Annotated in this window: 13 protein-coding genes and 1 pseudogene; 3 read left to right on the top strand and 11 right to left on the bottom strand. The window is 71.4% G+C overall.

Annotated elements, in window-relative coordinates; all coding sequences use genetic code 11:
- A pseudogene (locus tag ABZ923_RS31890) lies at positions 1-190 on the top strand (hypothetical protein); the annotation flags it as partial.
- On the opposite strand, the gene ABZ923_RS31885 reads toward ABZ923_RS31890, so the two are convergent.
- The 7 genes from ABZ923_RS31885 to tkt are packed head-to-tail and all read right to left on the bottom strand — an operon-like array spanning position 129 to position 9,018.
- Positions 129-716 carry a histidine phosphatase family protein gene (locus tag ABZ923_RS31885; RefSeq protein ID WP_361478628.1) on the bottom strand — a complete coding sequence of 196 codons (588 nt, stop codon included), beginning with the start codon at positions 714-716 and terminating at the stop codon, positions 129-131. The pseudogene ABZ923_RS31890 and the gene ABZ923_RS31885 overlap by 62 nt on opposite strands.
- Before the next feature lie 6 nt (positions 717-722).
- Complete coding sequence (gnd, locus tag ABZ923_RS31880) at positions 723-1,601, bottom strand: phosphogluconate dehydrogenase (NAD(+)-dependent, decarboxylating) (RefSeq protein ID WP_361478625.1); 879 nt, start codon at positions 1,599-1,601, stop codon at positions 723-725.
- Between the two features lie 2 nt (positions 1,602-1,603).
- On the bottom strand, positions 1,604-3,256 hold the full coding sequence (pgi, locus tag ABZ923_RS31875; RefSeq protein WP_361478622.1) for a glucose-6-phosphate isomerase: 1,653 nt from the start codon (positions 3,254-3,256) through the stop codon (positions 1,604-1,606).
- A gap of 1 nt (position 3,257) precedes the next feature.
- Entirely contained in the window at positions 3,258-4,184 is a 927-nt protein-coding gene (gene opcA / locus ABZ923_RS31870) for a glucose-6-phosphate dehydrogenase assembly protein OpcA (RefSeq protein ID WP_361478619.1), read from the bottom strand.
- Positions 4,181-5,770, bottom strand: a complete 1,590-nt coding sequence (zwf, locus tag ABZ923_RS31865; RefSeq protein WP_361478616.1) for a glucose-6-phosphate dehydrogenase — start codon at positions 5,768-5,770, stop codon at positions 4,181-4,183. The genes opcA and zwf overlap by 4 nt, the downstream gene beginning before the upstream one ends.
- Positions 5,767-6,912, bottom strand: coding sequence for a transaldolase (gene tal, locus ABZ923_RS31860; RefSeq protein ID WP_361478613.1), 1,146 nt, complete (start codon positions 6,910-6,912; stop codon positions 5,767-5,769). The genes zwf and tal overlap by 4 nt, the downstream gene beginning before the upstream one ends.
- Positions 6,913-6,942: 30 nt before the next feature.
- The gene (gene tkt, locus ABZ923_RS31855) at positions 6,943-9,018 is read right to left on the bottom strand and encodes a transketolase (protein ID WP_361478610.1); all 2,076 of its coding nucleotides are present in this window, start codon (positions 9,016-9,018) and stop codon (positions 6,943-6,945) included.
- 146 nt (positions 9,019-9,164) lie between these two features.
- On the opposite strand from tkt, the gene ABZ923_RS31850 reads away from it, so the two are divergent.
- Positions 9,165-10,055, top strand: a complete 891-nt coding sequence (locus ABZ923_RS31850) for an AraC family transcriptional regulator (protein ID WP_361478607.1) — start codon at positions 9,165-9,167, stop codon at positions 10,053-10,055.
- Here the strand turns inward: ABZ923_RS31850 and ABZ923_RS31845 are convergent.
- The 3 genes from ABZ923_RS31845 to ABZ923_RS31835 form a co-directional block, all read right to left on the bottom strand.
- On the bottom strand, positions 10,052-10,453 hold the full coding sequence (locus tag ABZ923_RS31845; RefSeq protein WP_361478604.1) for a MerR family transcriptional regulator: 402 nt from the start codon (positions 10,451-10,453) through the stop codon (positions 10,052-10,054). The two genes, ABZ923_RS31850 and ABZ923_RS31845, sit on opposite strands and share 4 nt — an antisense overlap.
- Positions 10,440-11,486 (bottom strand): NADP-dependent oxidoreductase, encoded by a 1,047-nt coding sequence (locus ABZ923_RS31840; protein WP_361478601.1) that lies wholly within the window; start codon positions 11,484-11,486, stop codon positions 10,440-10,442. The genes ABZ923_RS31845 and ABZ923_RS31840 overlap by 14 nt, the downstream gene beginning before the upstream one ends.
- Positions 11,487-11,551: 65 nt before the next feature.
- Positions 11,552-12,946: a glycoside hydrolase family 16 protein gene (locus tag ABZ923_RS31835; RefSeq protein WP_361478598.1), complete on the bottom strand. Its 1,395-nt coding sequence runs from the start codon at positions 12,944-12,946 to the stop codon at positions 11,552-11,554.
- A gap of 402 nt (positions 12,947-13,348) precedes the next feature.
- On the opposite strand from ABZ923_RS31835, the gene ABZ923_RS31830 reads away from it, so the two are divergent.
- Positions 13,349-14,686, top strand: a complete 1,338-nt coding sequence (locus ABZ923_RS31830) for a 6-phospho-beta-glucosidase (RefSeq protein WP_361478596.1) — start codon at positions 13,349-13,351, stop codon at positions 14,684-14,686.
- Positions 14,687-14,737: 51 nt separating this feature from the next.
- On the opposite strand, the gene ABZ923_RS31825 is transcribed toward ABZ923_RS31830, so the two are convergent.
- The gene (locus tag ABZ923_RS31825; protein ID WP_361478593.1) at positions 14,738-16,420 is read right to left on the bottom strand and encodes a carbohydrate binding domain-containing protein; all 1,683 of its coding nucleotides are present in this window, start codon (positions 16,418-16,420) and stop codon (positions 14,738-14,740) included.
- Positions 16,421-16,530 lie beyond the last annotated feature (110 nt).

Below are 16,530 nucleotides of genomic sequence, written 5' to 3'. Positions count from 1 at the left end.
CGTGGACGACTTCGAGTCGGACCGGCGGGAATGGGTCCCCCTCAAGCTCGTCCCCGACATGATCGCCCGTGGGGAGCCCGCCGGGGGGCGGCGGGCCGGGGGCACAGGGGAGGGTGTGCGGTGTCCGGCTACGGCCGGACGTTCCACTCGGCGATCACCGGGCGGTCGTGTTCCGTCGACAGGCGGCTGACCGTGCCGGTGGCCAGCTGGAACAGCCGGCCCTCGGCGGGCGGCAGGCCCAGGCGGCGGGCGGTGAGCACGCGCAGGAAGTGCGCGTGCGCCACCAGCACCACGTCCCCCTCGGCCAGGGCCGGGGACAGCCGGGCCAGGACCCGGTCGGCGCGGGCGCCGATCCGCTCCGGCGACTCGCCGGGGTGCCCCTCGGGGCCGGGCGGCACGCCGTCGGTCCACAGGTCCCAGCCGGGCCGGGAGCGGTGGATCTCGGCGGTGGTGACGCCCTCGTAGCCGCCGTAGTCCCACTCGTGCAGGTCGGGATCGGTGTCGACCCCGGGGAGGCCCGCCAGTTCGGCGGTGCGCAGCGCACGGCCGAGCGGGCTGGCCAGGGCACGGGCGTAGGTCCGGCCGGTGAGGAGCGGGGCGAGGGACTTGGCCTGTTCCTCGCCGTGCTGCGTGAGGGGCAGGTCGGTCCAGCTGGTGTGCTGTCCCGACCGGCTCCACTCCGTCTCACCGTGGCGGACCAGCAGGAGGTCCCCCACGGCGGGTCAGTCCTTCTTCTCGACCGCGTGGCCGCCGAACTGGTTGCGCAGCGCGGCGACCATCTTCATCTGCGGGGAGTCGTCCTGCCGGGAGGCGAACCGGGCGAACAGGGACGCGGTGATCGCGGGCAGCGGCACCGCGTTGTCGATGGCCGCCTCCACGGTCCAGCGGCCCTCGCCGGAGTCCTCCGCGTAGCCGCGCAGCTTCTCCAGGTGCTCATCCTCGTCGAGGGCGTTGACCGCGAGGTCCAGCAGCCAGGAGCGGATGACCGTGCCCTCCTGCCAGGAGCGGAACACCTCGCGGACGTTCTCCACCGAGTGGACCTTCTCCAGCAGCTCCCAGCCCTCGGCGTAGGCCTGCATCATGGCGTACTCGATGCCGTTGTGGACCATCTTGGAGAAGTGCCCGGCACCGACCCGCCCGGCGTGGACGTAGCCGTACGGGCCCTCCGGCTTGAGCGCGTCGAAGATCGGCTGCAGCGGTTCCACGTGCTGCTTGTCGCCGCCGACCATCAGCGCGTAACCGTTCTCCAGGCCCCACACACCGCCGGAGACACCGGCGTCGACGAAGCCGATGCCCTTGATGCCGAGGGCGGCGGCGTGCTTCTCGTCGTCCGTCCAGCGGGAGTTGCCGCCGTCGATGACCGTGTCACCGGGGGAGAGCAGGTCGCCGAGTTCGTCGATGACGGTCTGGGTGGCGGTGCCGGCCGGGACCATCACCCACACGCGGCGGGGCGCGTCGAGCTCCTCGACCAGTTCGGCCAGGCTCTTGACGTCCGAGACCTCCGGGTTGCGGTCGTAGCCGACGACGGTGTGGCCGGCGCGGCGGATCCGCTCGCGCATGTTGCCGCCCATCTTGCCGAGACCGATGAGACCGAGCTGCATGATCAGTTCTCCGATGCGTTCTTGAGAGTGCGGTAGGCGGCGACGAGGGCCGTGGTGGACGGGTCGAGACCCGGCACGTCGGCGCCCTCGGTGAGGGCCGGTTCGACGCGCTTGGCGAGGACCTTGCCCAGCTCCACGCCCCACTGGTCGAAGGAGTCGATGTTCCACACCGCGCCCTGCACGAACACCTTGTGCTCGTAGAGGGCGATCAGCTGGCCGAGCACGGACGGGGTCAGCTCGCGGGCGAGGATCGTGGTGGTGGGGTGGTCGCCGCGGAAGGTGCGGTGCGCGACCTGCTCCTCGGCCACGCCCTCCGCGCGGACCTCCTCGGCGGTCTTGCCGAAGGCGAGCGCCTGGGTCTGGGCGAAGAAGTTGGCCATCAACAGGTCGTGCTGGGCCTTCAGTTCCCCGCTCAGCTCGCCGACGGGGCGGGCGAAGCCGATGAAGTCGGCGGGGATGAGCTGGGTGCCCTGGTGGATCAACTGGTAGTAGGCGTGCTGGCCGTTGGTGCCCGGGGTGCCCCAGACGACCGGGCCGGTCTGCCACTCCACCGGGCTGCCGTCGCGCTGCACCGACTTGCCGTTGGACTCCATGTCCAGCTGCTGGAGGTAGGCGGTGAACTTCGACAGGTAGTGGCTGTACGGCAGCACCGCGTGGGTCTGGGCGTCGTGGAAGTTGCCGTACCAGATGCCCAGCAGGCCCAGCAGCAGCGGCGCGTTGGCCTCGGCGGGCGCGGTGCGGAAGTGGTCGTCGACGATCCGGAAACCGTCCAGCATCTCGCGGAAGCGGTCCGGGCCGATGGCGATCATCAGGGAGAGGCCGATCGCGGAGTCGTAGGAGTACCGGCCGCCTACCCAGTCCCAGAACTCGAACATGTTGTCCGGGTCGATGCCGAACTCGGTGACCTTCCCGCCGTTCGTGGACAGCGCCACGAAGTGCTTGGCGACGGCCTTCTCGTCGCCGTCGAAGGCCTTCAGCAGCCACGAGCGGGCCGAGGTGGCGTTGGTGATCGTCTCGATCGTGGTGAACGTCTTGGACGCCACGATGAACAGCGTCTCGGCCGGATCCAGGTCGCGGGTCGCCTCGTGCAGGTCGGAGCCGTCCACGTTCGACACGAACCGGAACGTCAGCTCCCGTGCGGTGAACGGGCGCAGCGCCTCGTAGGCCATCGCGGGACCGAGGTCGGAGCCGCCGATGCCGATGTTGACGACGTTCCTGATGCGCCTGCCGGTGTGGCCGGTCCACTCGCCGGAGCGGACCCGCTCGGCGAAGCCGGCCATCTTGTCGAGCACGGCGTGCACCTTCGGCACCACGTTCTCGCCGTCGACCTCGACGACGGCGTCCCGCGGGGCGCGCAGCGCGGTGTGCAGCACGGCCCGGTTCTCGGTGACGTTGATCCTCTCGCCGCGGAACATGGCGTCGCGCAGGGCGAACACGCCGGTGGCGGCGGCGAGTTCCTGGAGCAGGGCCAGGGTCTCGTCGGTGATCAGCTGCTTGCTGTAGTCGATGTGCAGGTCGCCGACCCGCACGACGTACCGCTCGGCGCGGCCGGGGTCCGCCGCGAACAGCTCGCGCAGCCCCGGCCGGCCCTGGGCGCGGTGGTCGGCCAGCGCGGCCCACTCGGGCCGGTGGGTGAGCTTCGGGAACTCTGCCATGTCAGGCGTTCTCCTTGGCGCCCTCGCCCTGCAGGGCGATGGCGTACATCTCGTCGGCGTCGAGGCGGCGCAGCTCCTCGGCGATCAGTTCGGAGGTGGGGCGGACCTTCAGCGCGAGGGTGCGCGGCGGCTGGCCCGGCAGGGTCAGCGTGGCCAGCGGGCCCTCGGGGCGGTCGACGACGATCTCGCCGTTCGCGGTGCCGAGGCGGACGGCCGTCACGAACGGGCCGGCGCTCTGCACCCGCTCCACCGGGACGCCCAGGCGGGCCTCGAGCCAGCGGGCGAGCAGCTCGGCGCTGGGGTTGTCGGCCTCGGCCTCGACGGCCGCCGAGGCCACCTTCACCCGGGCCTGGTCCAGGGCCGCGGCCAGCATCGACCGCCACAGGGTCAGCCGGGTCCAGGCGAGGTCGGTGTCGCCGGGCGCGTAGGTGCGGGCCCGCGCGTTCAGCGCCTCCAGCGGCCGCTCGACGGCGTACAGGTCGGTGATCCGGCGCTGGGCGAGCGCGCCCAGCGGGTCCTTGGCGGGGGCGTCGGGGGCCTCTCCCGGCCACCACACGACCACCGGGGCGTCCGGCAGCAGCAGCGGCAGCACCACCGAGTCGGCGTGGTCGGACACCTCGCCGTAGGTGCGCAGCACGACCGTCTCGCCGGTGCCGGCCTCGGAGCCGACCCGGACCTCGGCGTCGAGCCGGGAGTGGGTGCGGTCGCGCAGGGTGCGGGCCTGGCGCCGGATGACGACCAGGGTGCGCGAGGGGTGCTCGCGCGAGGCATCCTCGGCCGCCTTGATCGAGTCGTAGGCGTTCTCCTCGTCCGTGACGATGACCATCGTCAGGACCATGCCCACAGCGGGCGTGCCGATGGCGCGGCGGCCCTGCACCAGCGCCTTGTTGATCTTGCTTGCCGTGGTGTCGGTCAGGTCGATCTTCATGGCCTGCGCCAGCTCCGTCCGTCTCGTGCGAGCATCTCGTCGGCTTCCCTCGGTCCCCAGCTGCCCGACGCGTACTGGGCCGGCCTGCCGTGCGCCGCCCAGTACTCCTCGATGGGGTCGAGGATCTTCCAGGACTCTTCCACTTCCTGGTGGCGGGGGAACAGGTTGGCGTCGCCGAGCAGTACGTCCAGGATGAGCCGCTCGTACGCCTCCGGGCTCGACTCGGTGAACGACTCGCCGTAGGCGAAGTCCATCGACACGTCCCGGATCTCCATCGAGGTGCCCGGCACCTTCGAGCCGAACCGCACGGTCATGCCCTCGTCCGGCTGGACGCGGATCACGATCGCGTTCTGGCCGAGCTCCTCGGTGGCGGTGGAGTCGAACGGGGAGTGCGGGGCCCGCTTGAAGACCACCGCGATCTCCGTCACCCGGCGGCCCAGCCGCTTGCCGGTGCGCAGGTAGAAGGGGACGCCCGCCCAGCGGCGGTTGTCGATGCCCAGCTTGATCGCGGCGTAGGTGTCGGTCTTCGACCTGGGGTCGATGCCGTCCTCCTGGAGGTAGCCGACGACCTTCTCGCCGCCCTGCCAGCCGGGGGCGTACTGGCCGCGCACGGTGTGCCGGCCCAGGTCCTCCGGCAGGCGCACCGACTTGAGCACCTTCAGCTTCTCGGTGAGCAGCGCCTCGGCGTCGAACGCGATCGGCTCCTCCATGGCGGTGAGCGCCATGAGCTGGAGCAGGTGGTTCTGGATGACGTCGCGGGCGGCGCCGATGCCGTCGTAGTAGCCGGCCCGGCCGCCGATGCCGATGTCCTCGGCCATCGTGATCTGCACGTGGTCGACGTACGACCGGTTCCAGATCGGCTCGTACATCTGGTTGGCGAAGCGCAGCGCCAGGATGTTCTGGACGGTCTCCTTGCCGAGGTAGTGGTCGATGCGGAACACCTGGTCCGGCTCGAACACCTCGTGCACGATCTTGTTCAGCTCGATGGCGCTGGCCAGGTCGTGACCGAACGGCTTCTCGATGACCGCGCGGCGCCAGGCGCCCTGCGGCGGGTTCGCCAGGCCGTGCTTCTTCAGCTGCTGGACGACCTTCGGGAAGAACTTCGGGGGCACCGAGAGGTAGAAGGCGAAGTTGCCGCCGGTGCCGCGGGAGGCGTCCAGCTCGTCGACGGCGTCCTTGAGCTGCTTGAACGCGGTGTCGTCGTCGAAGTCACCGGGGATGAACCGCATGCCCTCGGCGAGCTGCTGCCACACCTCCTCGCGGAACGGGGTGCGGGCGTGCTCCTTCACGGCGTCGTGCACGACCTGCGCGAAGTCCTGGTCGGCCCAGTCCCGGCGGGCGAACCCGACGAGGGAGAAGCCCGGCGGCAGCAGACCGCGGTTGGCCAGGTCGTAGACGGCCGGCATCAGCTTCTTGCGGGACAGGTCACCGGTGACCCCGAAGATGACCAGGCCCGAGGGACCGGCGATCCGGGGGAGCCGGCGGTCGCGGGCGTCCCGCAGCGGGTTCTCCCAGTCGGCGGCCGGGGCCACCGGGACCCGCACCGCCTCCGGTGCGGGCGCCTGGGCGGGTGCGTTGTCGGTCATCGGGCGTCAACTCCCTTGCTCCTCAGGGACTTCGCTACGGCGTCCAGAAGGTCCTGCCAGGCCACCTCGAACTTGGCGACACCCTCGTTCTCCAGCTGCCGGACGACCTCGTCGTAGCCGATGCCGAGCCGTTCGACGGCGGCCAGGTCGGCGCGGGCCTGCGCATAACCGCCGGTCACCGTGTCACCGGTGATCTCGCCGTGGTCGGCGACCGCGTTCAGCGTGGCCTCGGGCATCGTGTTGACGGTGCCCGGTGCGACCAGTTCGTCCACATACAGGGTGTCCTTGTATGCAGGATCCTTCACACCGGTGGACGCCCACAGCGGACGCTGCCGGTTCGCCCGGTCGCCGGCGAGCGCCAGCCAGCGGTCGGAGGCGAAGACCTCCTCGTACGCCTCGTAGGCCAGACGGGCGTTCGCCAGGGCCGCGCGGCCCTTCAGGGCGAGCGCCTCACCGGTGCCGAGGGCGGTCAGCCGCTTGTCGATCTCGGAGTCCACGCGGGAGACGAAGAAGGACGCCACCGAGTGGATCGTGGACAGGTCGATGCCCCGCTCACGGGCCTTCTCCAGACCTGCCAGGTAGGCGTCCATGACCGCGCGGTAGCGGTCCAGGGAGAAGATCAGGGTCACGTTGACGCTGATGCCGAGGCCGATGACCTCGGTGATCGCCGGCAGGCCCGCCTCGGTCGCCGGGATCTTGATCATCACGTTGGGGCGGTCGACCAGCCAGGCCAGCTGCTTGGCCTCGGCGACGGTGGCCTCGGTGTGGTGGGCCAGACGGGGGTCGACCTCGATGGAGACCCGGCCGTCCCGGCCGTCCGTGGCGGTGTATACAGGATCCAGAATATCGGCGGCAGCCCGCACGTCGGCGGTCGTCATCATCCGCACGGCCTCGTCGACCGTCACCCCCCGCACCGCGAGGTCGGCCAGCTGCTCCTCGTAGCCCTCTCCGGAGCCGATGGCGGCCTGGAAGATGGACGGGTTGGTGGTGACACCGACGGCGCTTCCGCTCGCCACCAGCTCGGCGAGGCCGCCCGAGGTGATCCGCTTGCGGGACAGGTCGTCCAGCCAGATCGACACGCCCTCGTCGGCGAGGCGCTTGAGGGCTCCCGGGGTCGCGATTGCTTCGGTCACTGTGATCATCTTTCTTTCGCGTCGGTGGGGACGTCGGGGTCAGGCGCGCGCGGCGGCGAGCGACTCGCGGGCCGCCGCGGCGACGTTCTCGGGGGTGAAGCCGAACTCGGCGAAGAGGGTCCCGGCGTCCGCGGAGGCACCGAAGTGCTCCAGCGAGACGATGCGTCCCGCGTCGCCCACGTACCGGTACCAGGTCAGACCGATCCCGGCCTCGACGGCGACCCGGGCCTTCACGGCCGGCGGCAGCACCCGCTCGCGGTAGGCGCGCGGCTGCTCCTCGAACCACTCCACGGACGGCATGGACACCACCCGGGTGCCGATCCCCTCGGCCTCCAGCTGCTCCCGCGCGGCCACGGCCAGCTGCACCTCGGAACCCGTCGCGATGACGATCACCTCGGGGACCTGCGTCGAGGACTCGCGCAGGACGTAGCCGCCCTTGGCCGCGTCCTCGTTCGGCGCGTACACCGGCACGCCCTGGCGGGTGAGCGCGAGCCCGTGCGGGGCGGGGTGCGTGGCGTGCCTCTTCAGGATCTCGGCCCAGGCGATCGCGGTCTCGTTGGCGTCCGCCGGGCGGACGACGTTCAGACCGGGGATGGCGCGCAGCGAGGCCAGGTGCTCGACCGGCTGGTGGGTGGGGCCGTCCTCGCCGAGGCCGATGGAGTCGTGCGTCCACACGTACGTCACCGGCAGCTGCATGAGCGCCGACATCCGGACGGCGTTGCGCATGTAGTCGGAGAAGACGAGGAAGGTGCCGCCGTAGACGCGGGTGTTGCCGTGCAGGGCGATGCCGTTCATCTCCGCGGCCATGGAGAACTCGCGGATGCCGAAGTGCACGGTACGGCCGTACGGGTCGGCCTCCGGCAGCGGGTTGCCCGCGGGCAGGAAGGAGCTGGTCTGGTCGATGGTGGTGTTGTTCGAGCCGGCCAGGTCGGCGGAGCCGCCCCACAGCTCGGGGAGGACCGGGCCGAGTGCCTGGAGCACCTTGCCGGAGGCGGCGCGGGTGGCGACCGACCTGCCCTCCTCGAAGACCGGGATGCTCTGCTCCCAGCCCTCGGGCAGCTCGCCCTTGCTCACCCGGTCGAACAGCTCGGCGCGCTCCGGCTGGGCGGCACGCCACTCGGCGATCCGCTTGTCCCAGGCCGCGTGCGCCTCGGCGCCCCGGTCCAGGGCCCGCCGGGCGTGCGCGAGGACCTCGTCGGCGACCTCGAACGTCTGCTCCGGGTCGAAGCCGAGCAGGCGCTTGGTGGCGGCGATCTCCTCCTCGCCGAGCGCGGAGCCGTGGGATGCCTCGGTGTTGCGGGCGTTCGGGGCCGGCCAGGCGATGATCGTGCGCATCGCGATGATCGACGGCCGCTCGGTCTCGGCCTGGGCCGCCTTCAGCGCCCGGTACAGGGCGGGGGCGTCGACGTCGCCCTCGGCGGTGGGCTCGACACGCTGGACGTGCCAGCCGTAGGCCTCGTACCGTCCCAGCACGTCCTCGGAGAACGCGGTCGCGGTGTCGCCCTCGATGGAGATGTGGTTGTCGTCGTAGAGGAAGACCAGGTTGCCGAGCTTCTGGTGGCCGGCGAGGGAGGAGGCCTCCGCGGAGACGCCCTCCTCCAGGTCGCCGTCGGAGACGATCGCCCAGACGGTGTGGTCGAACGGGGAGGTGCCGGCAGGGGCCTCGGGGTCGAACAGGCCGCGCTCGTAGCGGGCGGCCATCGCCATGCCGACGGCGTTGGCGACACCCTGGCCGAGCGGGCCGGTGGTGGTCTCCACACCGGCCGTGTGCCCGTACTCCGGGTGGCCCGGCGTCTTCGAGCCGTGGGTGCGGAACTCCTTGAGGTCGTCCAGCTCCAGCTCGTACCCGGCGAGGTACAGCTGCGTGTAGAGGGTCAGCGAGGTGTGGCCGGGGGAGAGGACGAACCGGTCACGGCCGGTCCACTCGGGGTCGGCCGGGTCGTGTCGCATCACCTTCTGAAAGATCGTGTACGCGGCGGGGGCCAGGCTCATCGCGGTGCCCGGGTGTCCGTTGCCCACCTTCTGCACCGCGTCTGCGGCCAGAAGCCGGGCCGTGTCGACGGCGCGCCGGTCCAGGTCGGTCCACTCGAAGCCGTCGGAAGTGTGCGTCGTCATCTTCAAGAAGTCCTCGTTCAGTGCGGAATGGCTGGCCGGACGCGTTCAAACTTAAAAGTCTGACTTTTTCGAAGAAAGGTCGGGGTGTGTCAGCCTGTGGTGAATCTGGGACAGTGATCGCGCGACAGGGACGGCACGAAAAGGACATGGCGGCTATAAGAGACCAAGCTGAGGGTGACGGGATCAGAACCTTCCCCTTCCCGGCCGAGCTGGCCGTCGGCGGCGTGGGCATGCAGGTCGGACCCATGGGCACCGAGCGCCGCTGGCACGCCGACGCCCCCCTGCACCGCGTCCACCGCATCGACTTCCACGTGGTCATGCTCTTCACCGACGGCCCCGTACAGCACATGATCGACTTCGCCGAGTACGAGGCCGACGCCGGCGACCTGCTGTGGATCCGCCCCGGACAGGTCCACCGGTTCTCCCGCGCATCCGTGTACCGCGGAACCGTGCTGACCATGCAGCCCGGCTTCCTGCCCCGCGCCACCGTCGAGGCCACCGGCCTGTACCGCTACGACCTGCCGCCCCTGCTGCACCCCGACCCGGCACAGCTCACCGCACTCGAGTCGGCCCTCGCCCAGCTGCGCCGCGAGTACGAGGACACCGCCACGCTCCCGCTCAGCCTGCACACGGCCGTCCTGCGGCACACCCTGACCGCCTGTCTGCTGCGCCTGGCCCACCTCGCCGCCAGCTCGGCCGAGACCTCCGAACGGCACGCCGACAGCACCTTCACCCGGTTCCGGGACGCCGTCGAGCAGGACTTCGCCACCAACCACAGCGTCAGCGCCTACGCCGACGCCCTCGGGTACTCCCGCCGCACCCTGGTCCGCGCCGTCCGCGCGGCCACCGGCGAGACCCCCAAGGGCTTCATCGACAAGCGGGTCGTCCTGGAGGCCAAACGCCTCCTCGCCCACACCGATCTGCCCATCGGCCGCGTCGGGGCGCCCGTCGGCTTCCCCGACGCGGCCAACTTCTCCAAGTTCTTCCACCTGCACACCGGCCAGACGCCGGTGGCGTTCCGGGCGGAGCTGCGCTAGACCCTCCCGGCCCCTGCACCGGCCGGGCCCGCCGGCTCATCGGCCAGCCACGGCATCCGGCGCACCAGGGTGTCCCGCATCCGGGTCAGCGCCTCGATCCGCTCCCGGAGTTCGGCCACCCGGCGCGCGCCCACCTCGTAGTGGGCCGCGCAGGAATCCGAGTACGCGAACACCTCCGGCAGGTCGCTGTCGAGGTAGCGGACGAAGGACTTCACGTTCTCCACCGTGAACCCGGACCCGAGCAGGTCCCGCACGTTGCGCACCCGGACGACGGCCTCCGGCCCGTAGACCCGGTACCCGGCCGCGGTCCGCCCGGGCTCCAGCAGACCCTGCTCCTCGTAGTAGCGCAGGGTACGGGTCGTCGTGCCCGTCGCGGAGGCGAGTTCACCGATCAGCATCACGGTCGTCCCCAACACCCAGCCGGACCACGGTCTTCCCGGTGTACCGGCCGCGCACCAGGTCGGCCAGCGCGGCCGGGGCGTTGTGCAGGCCGTCGACCACCGTCTCGTCGTACACGATCGAGCCGTCCCGCAGCCAGCCGCGGAACCGCTCCCCGAACTCGGCCGCCAGGTCCAGGTGTTCGCGGACCGTGAAACCGCGCAGGGTCAGCCGCTTGGCGATCACCTTCACCGGGTCGCCGGGCCCGGGATCGGGCCGGCCCGTGGACTGCTGCTGCAGCGCCCCGCACAGGGCGATCCGGCCGTGCTCGTTCATCACCTCGACCGCGGCCCGCAGCTGCTCGCCGCCGACGTTGTCGAAGTAGACGTCGATACCGTCGGGCGCCGCCTCGCGGAGCCGGTCCAGGACCGGGCCGTCATGGTGATCGAAGGCCGCGTCGAAACCGAGCCGCCCGGTCAGGTGCGCCACCTTCGCCGCCGAGCCGGCGCTGCCGATCACCCGCCGCGCCCCCAGCAGCCGGGCGATCTGCCCGGCCAGGCCGCCGATCGCACCGGCCGCGCTGGAGACGAACACCGTGTCGCCGGGCTGGAGCCGGGCCACCTCCACCAGGCCCGCGTAGGCGACGAGCCCGAAACCGAGGTGCAGGGACGGGCTCGGGTAGGCGCCCCGGTCGACCCGCCGGAACGCCCCCGCCCCGGCCACCGCGTACTCCCGCCAGCCGAGCCGGTGCACCACCAGGTCCCCCGGGGAGAACGAGGGATGCGCGGAGACGAGGACCTCGCCGACCGCGTCCCCGTGCATCGGCGCGCCGATCTCGTAGCGGGGCAGCGGCAGCCGGGCCCCCTCCGCCATCAGCAGCAGCATGCCGGGGTCCAGGGAGAGGAACAGATTGCGGACGAGGACCTGGCCCGGCGCCGGATCCGGTACGGCCACCTCGGCGATCTCCATGTCGCCGGGTGCGGGCAGCCCGTGCGGGCGGGCGGCGAGGCGGACCTGAAGTCCCGTGCGGGCGGAAGGCGGTGTGGTCGTCATGGCGGCGACGCTAGGGGTTGACGTATGCGTGAAGGTCAACTCCCCGGCGCCGCCGCCCCTGCCGGTCAGTGCCCGAAGTCGAACCAGTTCACGTTCACGAAGTCGGCCGGCTGGCCGCTGGTGAAGGTGAGGTAGACGTCGTGCGTGCCGGTCACCGCGCTGATGTTGGCCGGCACCGTCCGCCAGGACTGCCAGCCCCCGGTGCTGCCCACGGCGAAGCTGCCGACGGGCGCGCTGGTACGGCTGTCCAGGCGCACCTCGACCAGCCCGCTGACCCCGCTCGCCGCACCGCTCGCGACCCGCGCGTAGAACTGCCTGGCCGCCGTGGAACCGAAGTCGACGCCCTTGTACAGCGCCCAGTCGCCGTTCGCGAGGGAGCCGATGTCCTGGCCGCCGCCGGCGTCCGTGGTGCTCTCCGGGACGACACCGGACTGGCTGTCGTAGGACTCCGCCTGGATGGCGCTGTAGGCGTCCCGGTTGCCGGTCGGCGGGGGAGTGGTGGTGCCGCCGGAGGACTGCAGGACCTGCACGTAGTCCACGGTCATCGGGTGACCGGGCTCGGTGCCGGCGTCCGGGCCGCCGCCGAAGGCGTCCGGGAAACCACCGCCCATCGCGACGTTCAGAATGATGAAGTAGCCGTGGTTGGTGGCGTTGGCCCAGGTGGTCGCGTCGACCTGGTTCGCCCGCACGGTGTGGAAGTTGACACCGTCGAGGGAGAAGCGGATCTCCTCGAGGCTGGTCGAGCGGTCCCACTCCATTGCGTAGGTGTGGAAGCCGGCCTGACAGGTGGTGCCGGTGCAGGAGGTGGAGTTGCCGATGCCGGAGGTCTCGTTGCACGGGCCGCCCGGGCTGGTGCCGCAGTGCATGGTGGCCCAGTCGGTGTTCAGGCCCTGGACGTTCTCCATGATGTCCAGCTCGCCGATGCCCGGCCAGTTCCAGTAGTTGCCGCGGAACGGCGCGCCCAGCATCCAGAACGCCGGCCAGTAGCCCTTGGCGGCCGCACCGGTGACGGCGGGCATCTGGATCCGGGCCTGCACCCGCAGCTTCCCGCCGGCCGGGGGCTGGAAGTCGGTGCGGTTGGTCTCGATCCGGCCCGAGGTCCAGTGGCCGGAGGCGTCGCGGCGCGGGGTGATCAGCAGGTTGCCGTTCCCGTCCAGCGCGACGTTGCCGGTGCTCGACGTCATCGTCTCGACCTCGCCGGTGCCCCAGTTGGCGGCGCCGCCGGGGTAGGACGTCCCGGTGTCGTACTGCCAGTTGGCGGTGTTGACACCGGAGCCGGCCGCGCCGTTGAAGTCGTCCACGAAGACCTGCGTCCAGCCGGTGGGCGGGGCGGGCGCGGAGGCGCTGGCGGGCGCGCCGGCGGCGGTGGCGACGGCCGCGGCCAGACCGAGTGCGGCGGCGACGGCGACCAGCGCGCGGCGCAGCGAGCGGGGTCTGGGCATGCCGGAGGATGCGCTCATGGGGAGCCTTTCGGGTACGGGGAGTGTGCGGGGTGTGAGAGCGCTCCCACGTTGGCTTGAGAGCGCTCTCAAGTGCCGCCAATGTGCTCTTCGGGGCCGTGACCGTCAAGACTTGAAACAAAGAAAGTCCGTGCGGGGCGGGCGAGTTCACCGGGTGAAGCCGTCCGTATTCGGTCAGACGGCGACGGCGGGGCGCATGTCGGGCCGATCGACCCTGGGGCGCCGTCTCGCTGATGGCGCGCGGCCGATGGAGGAGGAACCCACCTCGCCGGTAGTCGGTAGCCAGTAGCCAGTAGCCAGTAGCCAGTAGCCAGTAGCCCGTGGGCCGTGGCGGCCGTGCTGGTGCTCCCCGTGCGGTGGAGGTCTGCTAGAAGGGTGCAGGCGCGGAAGGAAGGTGCGGGTGTGAAGCTGACGATTCTGGGTGGCGGGGGGTTCCGGGTTCCCCTGGTGTACGGCGCGCTGTTGACCGACCGTGCGGAGGGGCGGGTCACCGAAGTCGTTCTACAGGATACGGACGACCGCCGACTGTATGCAGTAACCCGTGTATTGGCGGAACAATCCGCCGGTGTCCCCGACGCCCCCACGGTCACCGCCACCACCGACCTGGACGACGCCCTGCGCGGTGCCGACTTCGTCTTCTCCGCGATCCGCGTCGGCGGCCTGGAGGGCCGGGCGAACGACGAACGGGTCGCCCTCGCGGAGGGCGTGCTGGGCCAGGAGACCGTCGGCGCGGGCGGGATCGCCTACGGTCTGCGCACGGTCCCCGTCGCCGTCGACATCGCCCGGCGCGTGGCCCGCCTCGCCCCGGACGCCTGGGTCATCAACTTCACCAACCCGGCCGGCCTGGTCACCGAGGCCATGTCCCGCCGGCTCGGCGACCGCGTCATCGGCATCTGCGACTCCCCGGTCGGTCTCGGCCGCCGTATCGCCCGCGTCCTCGGCGCCGACCCGAAGGAGGCCTTCATCGACTACGTAGGCCTCAACCACCTCGGCTGGGTGCGCGCCCTGCGGGTCGCCGGGCGTGACGAACTGCCGCGGCTGCTCGGCGATCCCGCGCTGCTCGGCTCCTTCGAGGAGGGCCGGCTGTTCGGCGCCGACTGGCTGCGCTCGCTCGGCGCGGTCCCCAACGAGTACCTGCACTACTACTACTTCAACCGGGAGACCGTCCGCGCCTACCAGGAGGCGGAGAAGACCCGCGGCGCCTTCCTGCGCGACCAGCAGGCCCGCTTCTACGAGGAGGCGGCCGGCCCCGGCGTCTCCGCCCTGCACGCCTGGGACCGCACCCGCGCCGAGCGCGAGGCGACGTACATGGCCGAGAACCGGGAGAGCGCCGGCGCGGGCGAACGCGAGGCCGAGGACCTGTCCGGCGGGTACGAGAAGGTCGCCCTGGCCCTGATGCGGGCCATCGCCCGCGACGAGCGCGCCACCCTGATCCTCAACGTCCGCAACCGTTCCACCCTGCCGCTCCTCGACGCCGACGCGGTCGTCGAGGTGCCGTGCCTGGTCGACGCGAGCGGAGCCCACCCGCTCGCCGCCGATCCGCTGCCCGGGCACGCCGCCGGCCTGGTGTGCTCGGTCAAGGCCGTCGAGCGCGAGGTGCTCGCCGCCGCCGAGTCGGGTTCCCGGGCGACCGCGGTGAAGGCCTTCGCGCTGCATCCGCTCGTCGACTCGGTCAGCGTGGCCCGCAGGCTGGTCGAGCGCTACACCGAGGTGCATCCGGGTCTGGCCTACCTGAGGTAGCAGCGGAGGGCCGCTCCGCCGAGCGGCCCTCCGCCGTACTCCCCGCGACCGTCAGCCGGTGAAGCCGGCCGTGATCGAGGTGAACTGCCAGGTGCTCTGGCTGATGCCGGAGCAGTTCTCGGCGACGCCGCCGCCCGGGCAGGGCCGGTCGCGGTTGACCGACCAGAAGGCGAGCCGCGCGATGTGGTGCGTGTCGGCCCAGTCCCGGATCCGGGTCCAGATCGCCGGGGTCGTCGTCTCCTGCTGGTCGGACAGGCCGTTCATGCCGGAGATCCCGATGTGCGCGTAGGCGGTCGCGTCGTCCCAGCCGAAGGTGGACTTCAGCTTGTTCTTCAGCCCCTCCGTCGCGTTCACGGTGTTGCCGTACATGTCCGAGCCGCCGCCGAAGTCGAACGGCATGATGGTGAACACGTCGATGTTCGCGCCCAGCGACTGTGCCTGTTCGATGAGCCGGTTGCCGTAGTACGTCGGCCCGGTGGTGGACGTGCCGAAGGTGACGATGGTCCTCAGGCCGGGGTTGGCGGCCTTGACCGTCTTCAGCGCGGTGAGGATCCTCGCCTGGACGGCCTCGTTCTCGAACTCGTCGGTGTTCTCGATGTCGAAGTCGATCGCCTTCAGGCCGTAGGCGTCGACCACCTTCTGGATGGCCCCGGCGAGGGCGCTCGCGGAGGAGCAGTTGGCGCCGAGCTTGCTGCCCTGCCAGCCGCCGAACGACGGGACGACGTCACCGCCGGCGGACCGTATCTGGTTGATCGCCGTCTGGTCCACGCCGCCGGTCAGCGGCCGGCTGCCGTCCCAGGCGGGGGTGCAGCCGCCGGAGTCCAGCACGAACGCCATGGTGAACCACTTGGCGCCGGTCGCGCTCATCACCGTCGTCGGGTTCGGGGGATCGCCCCAGCCCTCGTAGAGGTACGGCGCCGCCTGCTTGAACCCGGTGCCGCCGCTGCCCGCGTCGGTCGTCACCGTCACCGCGTCGGAGGCGGGCGAGGTGTTGCCGGCGGCGTCCCGCGCCTTCACGGTGAAGGTGTAACTCGTGCTGGGCGACAGGCCGGCGACCGTGGCCGACGTACCGGAGACGCTCAGGAGCCGGTCGGCCCCGCTGTAGATGTCGTACGCGGTCACGCCCACGTTGTCCGTGGCGGCGTTCCACTTGAGGGACACGCTCGACGAGGTCCTGCCGGTGGAGGCGAGTCCGCTGGGCGCGGTCGGCGCCTGGGTGTCCCCGCCGTCACCGCCGCCCGGGCCGTCCAGGCTGATGTCGTCGGCGTGGTAGGTGCCCTGGCCGTACCAGCCGTGGACGTAGAGGGTGGCGCTGGTCTGCGAGGCTCCGGTGGTGAAGGTGAGGCTCAGCCGGCTGTACGCCGACGGGGACGTGGTCCAGGTGGAGGCGCCGCCGTCGACGCCGAGGTACACGTAGCTGCCGCGCACCCAGCCGCTGAGGCTGTACGTCGTGTGGGGCTGCACGGCGACGGTCTGGCTGCACCGGGCGTTGTCGCTGGAGGTCACCGCGCCCTGCAGCGCCTTGGCGCCGCCGTGCACGGGGGAGGAGACGACCGAGCCGAGGTTGCCGGTGCAGGTCCAGGGGGAGAGGTTGCCCGACTCGAAGCCGGGGTTGGTGAGGATGTTCGCCGCCTGGGCGGTGCCGGGGAGGGCCACGGCCCCGCCGAGCGCGAGGGCGGCGGAGCCGAGCAGGGCGAGAAGACGGCGTCTGGGACGTCCGGGTGTGTGGCGCACGCTATCTCCCTGTGGGGAAGGGGTGTTCGGGAGGGCAGGGGAGTGCGGAACCTGATGCGCCAACGAATTTGGTATGGACCAATCGACCTGTCAAGGAGACGGACGGAATT

This window comes from Streptomyces sp. NPDC046881 (assembly GCF_040645015.1).
In the GTDB taxonomy this organism is placed as follows: domain Bacteria; phylum Actinomycetota; class Actinomycetes; order Streptomycetales; family Streptomycetaceae; genus Streptomyces.
Note: the sequence above shows the minus strand (reverse complement) of the source record. Positions and strands in the feature narration are given on the sequence as shown.

Coding starts and splice junctions, on each gene's coding strand:
- opcA (WP_361478619.1), bottom strand. CDS start 4,184: ATGAAGATCGACCTGACCGACACCACGGCAAGCAAGATCAACAAGGCG.
- tkt (WP_361478610.1), bottom strand. CDS start 9,018: ATGACGACGCACACTTCCGACGGCTTCGAGTGGACCGACCTGGACCGG.
- ABZ923_RS31850 (WP_361478607.1), top strand. CDS start 9,165: ATGGCGGCTATAAGAGACCAAGCTGAGGGTGACGGGATCAGAACCTTC.
- pgi (WP_361478622.1), bottom strand. CDS start 3,256: ATGGCAGAGTTCCCGAAGCTCACCCACCGGCCCGAGTGGGCCGCGCTG.
- ABZ923_RS31845 (WP_361478604.1), bottom strand. CDS start 10,453: ATGCTGATCGGTGAACTCGCCTCCGCGACGGGCACGACGACCCGTACC.
- zwf (WP_361478616.1), bottom strand. CDS start 5,770: ATGACCGACAACGCACCCGCCCAGGCGCCCGCACCGGAGGCGGTGCGG.
- ABZ923_RS31835 (WP_361478598.1), bottom strand. CDS start 12,946: ATGAGCGCATCCTCCGGCATGCCCAGACCCCGCTCGCTGCGCCGCGCG.
- ABZ923_RS31840 (WP_361478601.1), bottom strand. CDS start 11,486: ATGACGACCACACCGCCTTCCGCCCGCACGGGACTTCAGGTCCGCCTC.
- tal (WP_361478613.1), bottom strand. CDS start 6,912: ATGATCACAGTGACCGAAGCAATCGCGACCCCGGGAGCCCTCAAGCGC.
- gnd (WP_361478625.1), bottom strand. CDS start 1,601: ATGCAGCTCGGTCTCATCGGTCTCGGCAAGATGGGCGGCAACATGCGC.